Raw genomic sequence first — 12,369 nt, 5'->3', positions numbered from 1 at the left:
TCCCCCCGCGACGACTGGGCCAAGTTTTGTTAGGCACTCTAAGCCTCACCCGCGACCGAACAGCTCGTGTTCAGATTGCTCACGTGATCCACGACATGCCAATGCTCGTCGGTCTTGCTGCACTGCGCGAGGCAATAATGCTGATTGCCACCGCACCTTACGACAGCCGCCGGCTCACTCTGGATCGCGCTCGGCGCTTCGGCGGTCACGTCCTCGGACGCGGCGCCCTCGCTCTCCACGCCCGCGCCCTCCTCGGACGCGGCGCCCTCGCTCTCCGCGCCAGCGCCCTCGTCGAGGGTCGGGTCGCCCTCACCCTCGTCGGACACCGCCACGGTGCACCCGGCCAGAGCATATGACAGAGACGCAGCCCAGAGCACGCCCAGGTTCTTCATCGCATTCCTGGAAGCCTCCGCAGATGGTCCTGCCTGGCACATCGACACCCGATGCCACAGGGGAGCGCCATCAGTGTCATCGCAACCGCCGATGCGGCAAGTGACTCACGCGCATTTTCCGAGCGCGTCACGTGGACGCAATGCGCTCACCACCGTCCCCGGACGCTCTCGCGGGGGCTCGGTTGCCGGAGACGGAGGGGGCGCTCCCGTCGCCGCGCGAGGGCCGGCCGCACCACCCACCGACGCGGCAGACGTCAGGCTCCAGGCAGGGGCACGCACGCGAAAGCTGGCGATGGGATGGGGGGAAGGATGCGTTTCGCCACGTCGCGCCAGCGGGGCGCTGCGCCAGCGGGGTGCTGCGAGGGCCGGGGTGCTGCGCCAGCGGGGTGCTGCGAGGGCCGGGGTGCTGCGCCAGCGGGGTGCTGCGCCAGCGGGGTGCTGCGGGAGGGGGCGACAACGCGTGCTTGCCGCGTGTGGGTCAGAAGCAGTCTGAGAACCTCTGGGGATTGGTGTGTCCGCCTCCGGGGCAGTGAGAGGGGAAATCCCTGTCGCACTGGTTCAGGCACGCCGAGAGCGGGCTGCACTCGGCAGGGTTCTGGATGCAAGGATGGTCCAGGCGGCAGAGGCAGTAACACGACGTTTTCCCGGTGCACTCGGGCGGCGGTATCGTCGGCCCGTTGCCGCCGTTGCATTGAGGCCAGTCCGGATCGGTCGAGTTGCAGGAGCCGCCGCCGGTGATGGCCTGCTCTGTCTCCGCGACTTGCTCTTGTTCCTCGGTGTCGATCACCTCCACGGTGCAGCCGCTCGCGAAGGCCGCGCACAGGGTGGTGATCAGGAGGTGAATCTTGGACCAGGATCCGTTCATGGGAATGCCTCTCTGCTGGATGGACCAGCTGTCTGCTTCGCAGCCGGCAGGGGGCCTCGATGCGGCTGCGCAGGGTGAGACGAAGGCATGCGTGACCCGTTCCGCCGGGCCACCTGCTCGGGGCCATGTCCCCGAGCCCTTCCCTCCCCCACGCGTCCGCCTCGGCGGCGTTGCCGGGCGTGCGAAGGGGGGCTCCGCAATGGGCGTGCCGAGCGGCGAACGACGCGTCGCGCCGGGTGACGTGGGCTGCCGCGCGCGGACCGCCACGCCAGCCTGCGCAGGAGTTGCGCCAGTCGCGCCAAGCCTGCCCGAATGGATCGCGGTTCAGAGCCTGTCTCAGCAGGGCGGACCGAGCTGGTCGGTCGAGCTGCAAGCAGCGCTAGGCGCGACGAGGAGGCCTACTGAAGTAGGCTGACGAGGCGCAACGACGCGATGCGCCGCAGATCGGCCGGGCAGCGACGGGAGCCCTGCTGAGACAGGCTCTTGGCCCTTCATCGCCCGCGCGAGCGCCGGCCGCGCCATGCAGCGGGCCGACCAGGCTTTCACCTGCGCGAATGGCTAGAGGTGGGTCGCGAGCAGCGCGGCGCGCGCGCGGGGATGCGAGCGGTTCGCGAGGACCTGAAACGAAGTGTGCGTCGTGGTGGGTTCAGTGACACCGGTGGCGTTGCGCCGGCCCAGGAGGCGGTGGGGGAAGCTGTGCTGGAGGTTCGTCTACGCCCGGTGCACCGGCTCCTCGACCCATCCGATCGCCGCTCACAGGTGGCCCTTGCAGGAGCGTGTCCGGTAGCTCAATGGGTGCGACGTGCAGTAAGAGTGCCTAACAAAACTTGGCCCAGTCTTCGTTGGCCGAGTAGGGGGGCGGGCGATGGCCAAACCTCTCGTGCCGGACAGCCTGTGGGAGCGCATTCAACCGCTGCTGCCGAAGCCCAAGCCGAAGCCCCGCGGGGGCAGACCAGCCCGTGAGGATCGGGCCGTCCTCGCCGGCATCCTCTTCGTCCTGAAGACCGGGATCCAGTGGGAGCACCTTCCGCAGGAGATGGGCTGTGGTTGCGGGATGACGTGCTGGAGACGGTTGCGAGACTGGCAGGAGCAGGGGGTTTGGGCTCGGCTTCATCAGGCCCTGCTCGACGAACTCGGCCAGGCCAACGCCATCGACTGGGACCGAGCGTCGCTCGACTCCGCCAGTGTACACGCCAAAGGGGGGGCCAGCAGACGGGCCCGAACCCCACGGACAGAGGCAAGCTCGGCTCGAAGCATCACGTCGTTGTCGACCGCAACGGCATCCCCCTCGGCACCGAGCTGACGGCGGCGAACCGGAACGACTCGAAGTGCCTGGCGCCGACCCTGGACGCCATCGTTCCTATCCGCTGTGGCCAGTGAGCGCGGCGGAAACGGCCTGCGAAACTGCACGCTGACAAGGCGTACGACCATCGCTTCTGCCGGCAAGAATGCCGGAGGCGCCATATCAAGGCCCGCATCGCGCGGCGGGGCATCGAGAGTCGTTCCCGCCTCGGGAGACATCGGTGGGTTGTAGAGAGGACACTCTCTTGGCTGCACCGCCTCCGTCGGCTCAGCACCCGCTACGAACGACGCGAAGACATCCATCGTGGCTTCCTGCATCTGGGAGCCGCACTGGTGTGCTTCAGATTCGTGGAGCGGTTGCTGGGTACGACCGCGCGGACACCAAGAGCTCGTAGCCGCTCGTCTGGGCCGTAGACTCGTGGCGCGGTTTTGTCAGGTGCTCTAACTTCGGGCCGAAACCTAGCCCACGCCGCGACGCCCGTGTCCTAACTGGGACAAGAACGGGTCAACTAGGACACTACCCTCCAAGCTTGTTCAGGGGAGACCCCGATCATCGGGGTACCAACACTGAACTGTTGGGGGACCGGACCCCAAGGGTTGGCGTCGCGGACCCCGAGGGTCGGGGTCGCGAACTCCAAATCCGTTCAGTGGCGATGGCCAGCGCTGGCATCGCCACGCCGACCTCAAAACCCTTGCAGGTCGCCGGCCTCGATGGACTGGCGCAGGTTTCCGCGGATCGTGTTGTTGACGAACGCTGCATCCCTGAGCGCTTGCCGGGCGTCTGCGGGCGTCACGCCCGTGCGGGAGAGCACCTCGATCGCTGCGCAGACGTAGGCGCCGCACTCGTAGCCGCCGGGCTGGCGCGGACCCGCGAGGTGCCGGATCTGGGCGAGCAAGGGCAGGTTGAAGCAGCGGCGCACCTGGGTCTTGATGGGGTCGGACACGACGCCCGGCTGGAGCGGGTCGTAGACGTGGACGGTGTTCTGGTCCTCCTGCGGGAAGCGCACGGCGACGATCCAGTGGTTGCCGCCCTGGTTGATCACCTGGACCTCGACGCGCGCGGCGCCCGCGGCCCGCACCCCCTGGAGACCGACGGGGGGGTCCCACCGGGCGGTTGCGACGAGGAGGCCGACCGGCACATCGAAGCGGCGGTACACGCCGGCGCGGCGCTGCTCCACGATCGCGAGGAAGGCGTCGATGACCCGGTCGTCGAGGTACTCGTTCAGGTGGGTCTGAAGCATGTCCTGATGGGTCTTGGTGAGCTGGAAATCGCCGACCTTTTTCCATGGGACGACCTGGGCGGCGACCGGCCGATCGATCTTCTTCGAGAGGGTGAGGCCAGCGAGGAGATCGCAGATGGAGCTCACCACGTAGTCGTACATGTCGACGTCGCCGACCTCCGAGAGGTTCGCGTCAGGTGGCAGGGAGCGGGCCGCGCGGTAGCAGTCGGCGAGCGTGTCGGCCTTCTCGATCTGATCGAGGACGCTCACCGCCAGGACGAGCTTGAGGGTCTCGGCGTCGGCTCCCTTGGTCTTCTCCTTCTCCTTGCCCTGGAGCGCGGAGTCGATCTTCTTCTTCTCCTCTGCGACGTCGGCCTTGAGCGTCTTCCAGGCGCTCTGCACGTCGATCGTTTCCTTCGAGGAGGTCGAGGGCTGCTTCCCGGTGCCCGACACGAGGCCAGAGGTCAGCTTGCTGCCGGACCCCTTCCTGTTGATCTCGTAGGCGCGGTTCAGGAACCGCTTCACGGCGGCTGCGAGCACGGAGTCACCCGGCGCTCTCTTGAGCTGCTCGCAGGCGTGCTTCGGCGCGTAGCTACCGAAGTCCGCGATCTGCTGCGCGAGGTCGGCTCCAGGCTTGCCCTTGTCCTTCGGCTCGGCGATGGCGTCGCTCGGTGTCAGCTTGTAGTCCCCGAGAAATGGGGTCAGCTCCTTGCTCTTGTCGGTGTCCCGGAGCTCGATGAGGCCCTCCAGCCAGTATGCGCTGAGCTGGGATCGCCCTTCGGGCGTCAGGGTGTCGAGGAGCCCGGCGGCGAAGGCCCCGCGGTAGATGCGGAGGAGTGAGAGCCGATCTCCGGCGACCGGGTTCGTGATGAGGCTCTTGCGGTAGGTGTCCGCTGCCCGGATGGCCAGGAAGCCCAGGGCCAGGTAGGACGCCAGCACGTGATCGAGGTCGGTGTCGCCCGCGACCTTGGCGCCGAGCGCCTTGGCGACCCTGCGCACGCCTTTGGCGCCTCTGTAGAGCCTGACGATGTCGTCGGCGGTGGGGGTCGGGGCGACGGGCGCCTTCGAGCCGAACACGACGAGAGGCGGGTCCTTCGGCGCGAACGGGAGGCCCTCTGGGGGGGCCTTCCCGGCCTGGTACCGCTCGTGCACCTCCTGCAAGATGCTGTGCACGTGGAAGAGGATCTGCTTGAAGCTCGGAGGCTTCGGCTTTTTGAAGTCGGCCGGCATCAGGTGGCCTGCCGCGAAGAACTTCTCGATGAGGCGCTCGCGCGACTCCTGGCCGATGGTCACGCGCGTGCCGAGGCCGACCACGCCGAGGAAGGTGCTCGTCACCAGGCCGAAGCTGTCGAGCTGGAGGACGTCGAGGTTCTTCATCCACGACTCGATCTGGTCCTCCTTCATCAGGAAGGGGAGCCCGCCGATGTACGGGACGCTGCCGCCGTTCGGGAAAAGCTCGGTCGCGACGAACTGGGCATTCTCGGTGGAGACGCCGATCATTCCGAGCTCCTCGTCGCCGGCGTGCTTCAGCACGTGGGTGAAGAACTGCCACTCGTCGCGCGACACGTTGCCCCCGGTCCGGATGCTGCCGAGAAAGTCATGGCTCGCCGAGGGACCCCGGACCGATCGGAGGAGGGTGACGGCGCCGCCCATCACCTTGGCGCTGCCGAGCCCCTGGTACTTCTGGTAGCTCCTGGCGAAGAAGAGCTGGAGCTTGCCGGCGTCGACCAGGTAGGCGAGCTGCCCGACCACCTCGTCGACGTGGCTGTGGCTCCCCTTCTTCGGCGCCTGCTGGATGGTGGTGTCGAGGACCAGGGAGAGCACGGAGACGCCATGGGGAAGCTCTTCATCGAAGAGCGCGATCCGGGAGCGGACCGTATCGACGACCTCCTTCGGGGTCGTCGGGGCAGCGAGCGGTGAGCTCGGGTCGAGGGTGGCGTAGATGATCCCGGCGGCGTCCACGCCCTTGCCCTCGGCCACGCGCCCCTGCGCGGCGAGAACGGCAGGGATCTCGAAGTAGTTCGCCTGGCCTTTGTCGGTGTGCATCAGGTGCACGCTCAGGCCACTCACCACGCGTGCCGCTTCGAGCGCCGTCACCAGCGCGTCCATCCCGCTCCAGGCCGGGTGGATCACGCGTTTGATGCCCTCGGCCGCCACGAGCCGCTTCATCAGTGGGTTGCGCCGGTCCTGGATGGATGCCTCGGCGTCGAGGAGATCCTCCTTCCGGTAGTGACCCACGGCGGACAGGATCAGGAAGACCTCGTCGAGCAGGAGATCGTAGTAGCGCGCGCACCGCGCGGCATTGCCGCTCGACGCCGCGAGGATCTCGACGATTCCAGCGAGACTCTTCAGCGCGTCCTGCACGAGGAGCCCACGCTTGAACTTGTCCTTCGAGCGGAGGAAGACCTCCTTGTCGAGCCCCTTCAGGAGGTGGACGCTCGTGGCGTAGACGTGCCGGATCGAGGCGTTCGACGCGGCGATCTTCTCGAGCTTCCTGAAGTCCTCGCTCCGCAGGAGGGCGCTGAGGAGCATGTCGTTCTTGACCTTGTCGCCACCGCCGAGGGCTGGCTCCTTCCCATCGTGGTGCACGTACTTGTAGGCCTGGTAGGTCGAGGGCGTCGCTCCGATCTCCTTCAGGTACTGGCGCACCAGGCCCTCGCCCTCACTCGGCTTGGCGCCCACCTTGGCGGCGACCGTGACCTCGAGGACGTGGAGCCCGGGGACCCCGCAGAGGATGGTGCACGCCGAGAGCGTCCCGTTGTCGGTCTGGTACCGGAGCCGCGACACGACGTCCGGCGAATTGACGGGGAAGTAGAAGCTCCCACCCTTCTTCGCCTTCTTCTTCGCCTTCAGGAGTTTGTCGACGGCGGCATTGAAGGTGCCCTCCGCCCCCTTCTTTTTCGGATCGTCGTACGCGTCGCGGAGGTAGGAGGTGCTGAGCCGGTGCTGGATGGTGATGTCGAGCTGTGCATCCGGCGGTGTCCAGGCAGAGATCACGCGGAGGCCGTAGAGGTCCGCCAGGTAGTGCTTGTCGGTCTTGTTGAGTTCCTCCTGGCGCCTGGTCGTGACTGGCGTGGGCTTCACGGGATCGCGCTCGGCGAGCACGTTCCCCTCCACCTTCGTCTTCAGCTTCCAGTTCTTCTTGATGCGCGAGACGACCTGGAGCTTGCGGAGCGTTTCGTCGGAGAGCTCCACGAAGGGAAATCGCCAGGCCACCCTGGCGCACTCCGGGTCCGAGCCGATGTACTCCAGCATCTTCGCGTCACAGCGCGGGCAGGGGCAGAGGCCATACTCCTGGGTGTTGATCTTGATCCGACAGGTCGTGCAGTACAGGATCATCGGGAGGGCTCCGACGCAGGAGACGCAGGACAGGCCCGAGGCTGAAGCGTCTCGCGCGCTCCCGGGATCATACCGGATGAAACCGAGCCCGCGCCTTCAACGCTGTCGACGCGGTCCAAGCGATTCGGGAGCGAGGCCTTCGACACGACGTGTCGGGCTGGCATCGGCATTACGGAGCGTTCGGGGCTTCCGAGAGGCAAGCTTGTCGGGGTGGTACATGTTTACTCCAACCGGTGGGGTATGCGACGCTGATCCATGCTGGCGGCGTGAGCACGAAAGCAACCGCGACAGCACCGAGGTCCACGCATGACGACGAACCGAGAGATAGGGTACCTGTGGCTATTCAAGGACAAGGCCAACTTCGGCGAACGTCCGACGGACGAAGCCTTCGAAGGCTACATGAAGGCGCTCCTCATCTGTGCCAATGGAGACGGCACGCTGGCGCCTGAAGAGAGAGATTGGGCGGTCGGCCACGCTGCTGCTCTCGGTGCCTCGGACGCGCTGGTGGACGAGCTCAAAACCTACAAGGCTGTCGACGATATCGAGCAGATCATCACTGCAACGCACGAGTCGAGTGATTCACGCCGTTACATCATCTACGACGCGGTCCGGGTGTGCAGCGCAGATGGCGCCTACAGTGACCGAGAGAGGGCCATGGTGATCAGAATGGGAGCGAAGCTCGGGATTTCTGAAGAACTGGTCCGACAGATTGAAGACATCTGCCTCGAAGAGGCCCGGCTGCGGGAGAAGCGGCTGAAGCTGCTGTATCCGGAGGGGCCGCCACTGTAGGTCGAATCGACGGCGGCGTTTGCAAGACGCGCTGCCTACACCCGAGGGCCCTGCGCATACCGGGGCCACGCCGATGGGTCCTCCGGTCGCCCCTCCACGAACACGGCGACGAGGGCGATCACGGCCGCTGGAACCGTCACGAAGCCGGCGATCTGGAAGATGCTCTCTGCCGGGGAGGATGGGCCGACGGCGTCGAGGAGGTGGCGCAGGAACGTGGTGTAGACAGACCACGCCCAGAACCCGAGCGAGGTCACGAGCAGCGCGGCCACAAACCTGCGCTTGTGTTGCTCCACGGCGGCCACGGCGATGCCGAGCACGATGATCACGGGCAACACGAAGGCTGGCAGAGCGCTGTCGTGGTGATGCTCGTATCCGGTGCACGAGGACCATGCGGGAGGGCCCGGGGCCGACGGGCGGCAGTCCGGCGCCCAGCAGAAGGCGCTGCCCCAGTCGGTATGGCCAACGTTGTGCCAGTGTGCGTGGTAGGTCGAGAGCGCTGTCAGAGCGCCGAGGACCACGGCGACGCAGGCGGTCACGCGGAGCACGTGGGCGACTCTGGGGACCTTGTCTCTCACTGGAGGGACCTCTGAACGGCCTTCGCGCCAACAGGAACCGTTGCGCGCTCGTTCCTGGGCGTGCCCTCGTCGGCGTTCGCGGGCTGCGCGCGTCCTGCAGGGAACAAACCAGTAGTGTACATGCGAGGCTGGCACGGTGGTCAGTGCGTGAGCGGGCCGAATCGGCAACCCCGCGATGCGTACGGGGCGCGGCACGCAGGGCGCAGCACGCAGGGCGCATGGCGCATGGCGCGGCACGCAGGGTGCGGGGTGCAGACCTCAGGGCTCGATGGTGCCGCCGGACCCCTGTACGCTTGGGGTTCGATGATCCCCCTCGACATCCGGGTCCCCTTCGTCCGTGCGGTCTGCGCCATCCTGGAGGGGCGCGGGGGTCACGACGAGGCCATCGACATCCTGGTCGCGGCGGAGCGCAAGCACGGGGTGCGGATCATCCGGGATGACGGGTGCGGATCGCTCGCGACGGTGATGGCGCCGCACGATCCGAGCCGTCCGCCGACGATGCGTGCGTTCCTGGAGCTGATGGCGACGTTCCCGCAGGGCGGGGACAACGGCGCGCTCGATGCGTTCCATGCGCGCGCAGGGCGGATGTACCGCGCTGCCGTCGATGACGAGGCGCCCGAGGAGCGGCTGTTTCCCTTCCTGACCGAGGTGGCGTTCCTGGTGGGGGGGACCGACTTCGCGAATGACCACTGGATTGCGTATCCGGGAGGCGTGGTCGCGTCGTGGACGCAGCGCGCGTGGGGACACACGCTGGCGGAATGGGCGCATGCCACAGGATGGGAGCGCGCGCACCGGCGCACGTGGGACAGCGGTGACATGACGTACGTGACCTTCAGCTTCTCTCTCCACGGCGTGATCGAGCGTTACGACGCGTGGGTCGCCGCCGTGCTGGAGGTGATCCGGCGCAAGTGCGTGCGGCAGATGGATGAGGCGGCGTCGGGCGGGGTGGGGTGACGTTGGGGCAGGCCATGACGCGCGGCCGAGCCAGGGATGCCGGTATCCTGGAATGCATCCCGTCTTGGCCTCACGGCAGAACTGTGCGCCGCGTGGGTGAGGGAGCGGTCCTAGCTGCGGTGCTGGATGCTGGCGTGGCGCCCGGAGGTGGGCTCCGGGTAGCATGGCGCGGAGCATGGGGAATCTCGCCAGAACGGTGATGCTCGTCGGAGCGATGGGGCTCGCTGGAGCGGCGGCGCTCGTCCCGGGGTGCGGGAAGGACGCCGGGCCCGGCGACAGCAGTGGACCGGCAGCCAGCACGACGGTCGCAGCCTCGGGCAGCGCCGCCCCGGGCACCGCCCCGGCGCCGACGGCCAGCTTGAAGGCGGCGACGCACGAGGGAGGCGCGATCGCGCGGACGGCGCGGGGGGATGCGCTGATCCTGGCGGACGAGGATCACCGGGCGGTGCGGGTGCTGGATCTGCCGCTCGGGCAAGGGAGGGCGCCCTTCGAGGTGGCGATGCCAGGCGCGCCTGCGCAGGTGCTCGCGCTCCCGGACCGGGTGCTGGTGACGGTGCGGGAGCCGGGGTCGCTCCTGGTGATGAAGGAGGCCGCGCGCACTGCGGGGGAGGCTCCAGCGGGGCCGGAGGGCAGGCGCCTCGTCGAGGTGGCGCGGGTGCCGGTCGCGGCGGATGCGTGGGGGGTCGCGGTCACGCCGGACGAGAAGACGGCGATCGTCACCAGCGCGTGGACGCACACGGTGACGGCGGTGGATCTCGATGCTGGGAAGGTCCGCTGGACGGCGTCCGTGGCGCGGGAGCCGCGGGGGGTCGTGGTGACCCCGGATGGGGCGACGGCGTACGTGTCCCATCTGGTGGGGTCGGCGCTCACGCGCATCGCGGTGGGGGGTGGGGCGGTGAGCCGGGTGGAGCTGCCGGCAGCGCCGCTGCGCACGCCGCCGGGGAAGCCGCTCGATGCGTCGTTCGGGTTCGCGGTCGCGGTCTCGGAGGACCGGGTCTTCGCGGCGCGTCATGCGCTCGGGGCGCTGGGGACGCAGGCGTGGTTCGGGGCGTCGACGGTGGACGTGATGCTGCTCGCCGGGGAGGCGCCGCTCGCGCCGAAGCACTCGGGGCGGGCGCCGTTCGTGCGCGCGGACAAGGAGACGCGCCCCGACGAGCTGACGCTGCCCGGGGGGGCGCTCGGGGCCTTCACGCAGCCGCGGGCGATGGTGAGGCGCGGGAAGACGCAGTCGCTGCTCGTCGCGGCCGAGGGGATCGATGCGATCGTGGAGCTGGACGCGGTGTCGATCGATCCGACCAACGCGGTGATGCGGACCTACACGGTGGGGAGCGGGATCGATCCCTACCTGGGGGTGGCGACGACCTGCGGGGCGCCGCAGGGGATCGCGCTCTCCGCCGACGAGGCGACGGCCTATGTGCTCTGCCGGGCGACGTACGACGTGGCGGAGGTGAAGCTCGATCCGCACGATGGGACGGCGTTCGCGCCGGCCGTGTCCGTGGTGGTGCGGTTCGCGGACGACCCGCTGGGCGGGGACGCGGCGACGGGGCGGAGGCTCTTCTACAGCGCGACCGATCGGGTCACCAGCGGGGGGCTGGCGTGCAGCGGGTGTCATCCCGAGGGGCGGGACGATGGGCACGTGTGGCACGAGGCGCGGTTCAACACCTCGGATGGAACGCACGTGAACTTCGTGGGGATGGTGGAGAACCTGCCCGAGGAGGAGCGGGTGAAGGGGGTTCCGCGCCGGACACCGATGCTCGCGGGGCGCATCGCGGAGGGGCCGTACGGGTGGCATGCGGAGAGCCCCGATCTGCCGTCGCGGCTGGTGAACGGGTTCGGGCTCCACCGCTGGGGAGGGCTGCCGCCGCACCAGCAGGCGAACCTGGAGGCGCGGGCGGCGTTCCTCGCGGCGTTCCTGCGCCGGGGGCTGGTGACGCCGCCGCAGGAGGCGCGGGCGCTCACGCCGGAGGAGGAGAAGGGGAAGGCCATCTTCCTCAGTGACGCGGCGCGCTGCGCGAAGTGCCACGTGCCGGAGAGCGACTACACGGACCGGATGGCGTACCCCATGGCGAAGCTGCCGGTGCGGCCCGGGTTCGACGACGAGCCGCAGGCGGAGTTCAAGACGCCCTCCCTCAAGTACGTGGCGGGGCACGCGCCGTACTTCCACGACGGCAGCGCGGCGTCGCTGGAGGACCTGATCGCGCGCAACGGGAACCGGATGGGGCAGACCGAGCACCTCTCGCTGGAAGAACGGGCCGCCCTCGTGGCGTTCTTGAGGACACTATGAACCGACGTCTCGCGGTGGGGGTCTTCGTGCTGGCGGCGGTGGCGTCGCCGGGGGTGGCGCCGGCCGGGCCCGGGGAGCCAGCGGTGCGGGCCGGGGAGGGGGCTGCCGCGTCGCCAGCGGGGGCGCCGGTGGGGGTAGGCAGTCCAGCCGCGCGGGGGCCCGAAGGGGGCGCCGTGTCTGCAGGGGGCGCCGAGGAGCTTCTGCTCGATGGGGAGGCCATCCCGGCGGAGGCGTCGAAGCCGCCCACGGTGGCCGAGTGGCTCGCCGCGCCGCGGGTGAAGTTCACCCGGAAGGGGCCCGCCGCCGCGGGGTGCCGGGCGCAGATGGTCCGGGCGTGGCTGCGGGTGCGCTGCGAGGGGCAGGTCTTCGCGGTGTCGCTGGTGGGAGGGGGACCGGAAGGTGTGGCGTTCTGGATCGGGGGCCCGGTGGACGCGCCCTTCGGTGAGCTGCTGACGCCGGTGCGCCGCGGGGATCGCCGGGTGTTCCAGCTCTGGGCGCCGGGCAAGGACGAGGCAGGAATGTTCGCTCCGAAGCCGATGCTCGTCGTGCAGGAGCAATGGATCGAAGGGCAGCGGTCTCCCGTGCTGACTGCATGGTGAGCGTCTGGTGAGCACGTGGTGAGGAGGACAGGTTGAACATGCGAGTTCGT

At 68.7% G+C, this 12,369-nt stretch carries 8 protein-coding genes and 1 pseudogene; 5 read left to right on the top strand and 4 right to left on the bottom strand.

Features of this window, described 5'->3' with window-relative positions; all coding sequences use genetic code 11:
* Positions 1-38: 38 nt before the first annotated feature.
* Positions 39-392, bottom strand: coding sequence for a hypothetical protein (locus tag CAP_RS18300; RefSeq protein WP_044242744.1), 354 nt, complete (start codon positions 390-392; stop codon positions 39-41).
* A gap of 478 nt (positions 393-870) precedes the next feature.
* Positions 871-1,257, bottom strand: a complete 387-nt coding sequence (locus tag CAP_RS18295) for a hypothetical protein (RefSeq protein ID WP_044242741.1) — start codon at positions 1,255-1,257, stop codon at positions 871-873.
* A gap of 865 nt (positions 1,258-2,122) precedes the next feature.
* Between CAP_RS18295 and CAP_RS48215 the strand changes: the two are divergent.
* A pseudogene (locus CAP_RS48215) lies at positions 2,123-2,973 on the top strand (IS5 family transposase).
* Between the two features lie 269 nt (positions 2,974-3,242).
* Here CAP_RS48215 and CAP_RS18290 read toward each other — a convergent pair.
* On the bottom strand, positions 3,243-7,118 hold the full coding sequence (locus tag CAP_RS18290) for a Ulp1 family isopeptidase (RefSeq protein ID WP_044242739.1): 3,876 nt from the start codon (positions 7,116-7,118) through the stop codon (positions 3,243-3,245).
* Positions 7,119-7,424: 306 nt separating this feature from the next.
* Here CAP_RS18290 and CAP_RS18285 point away from each other — a divergent pair, with 306 nt between their 5' ends.
* Positions 7,425-7,907, top strand: a complete 483-nt coding sequence (locus CAP_RS18285) for a tellurite resistance TerB family protein (RefSeq protein WP_044242737.1) — start codon at positions 7,425-7,427, stop codon at positions 7,905-7,907.
* A 35-nt stretch (positions 7,908-7,942) separates the two neighbouring features.
* Here CAP_RS18285 and CAP_RS18280 read toward each other — a convergent pair whose 3' ends face one another.
* Positions 7,943-8,482 carry a hypothetical protein gene (locus CAP_RS18280; protein ID WP_197041236.1) on the bottom strand — a complete coding sequence of 180 codons (540 nt, stop codon included), beginning with the start codon at positions 8,480-8,482 and terminating at the stop codon, positions 7,943-7,945.
* Positions 8,483-8,785: 303 nt separating this feature from the next.
* On the opposite strand from CAP_RS18280, the gene CAP_RS18275 reads away from it, so the two are divergent.
* From CAP_RS18275 to CAP_RS18265, 3 genes are all read left to right on the top strand, one after another.
* Positions 8,786-9,436 (top strand): hypothetical protein, encoded by a 651-nt coding sequence (locus CAP_RS18275; RefSeq protein ID WP_044242729.1) that lies wholly within the window; start codon positions 8,786-8,788, stop codon positions 9,434-9,436.
* Positions 9,437-9,611: 175 nt separating this feature from the next.
* The gene (locus tag CAP_RS18270) at positions 9,612-11,720 is read left to right on the top strand and encodes a hypothetical protein (RefSeq protein WP_044242843.1); all 2,109 of its coding nucleotides are present in this window, start codon (positions 9,612-9,614) and stop codon (positions 11,718-11,720) included.
* Entirely contained in the window at positions 11,717-12,319 is a 603-nt protein-coding gene (locus CAP_RS18265) for a hypothetical protein (RefSeq protein ID WP_052375465.1), read from the top strand. The genes CAP_RS18270 and CAP_RS18265 overlap by 4 nt, the downstream gene beginning before the upstream one ends.
* The last annotated feature ends 50 nt before the right edge of the window (positions 12,320-12,369 follow it).

It is taken from the genome of Chondromyces apiculatus DSM 436, from assembly GCF_000601485.1.
Classification (GTDB): domain Bacteria; phylum Myxococcota_A; class Polyangia; order Polyangiales; family Polyangiaceae; genus Chondromyces; species Chondromyces apiculatus.
The sequence above is the reverse complement of the archived record's forward strand: the minus strand, read 5'-3'. Positions and strand labels throughout refer to the sequence as shown.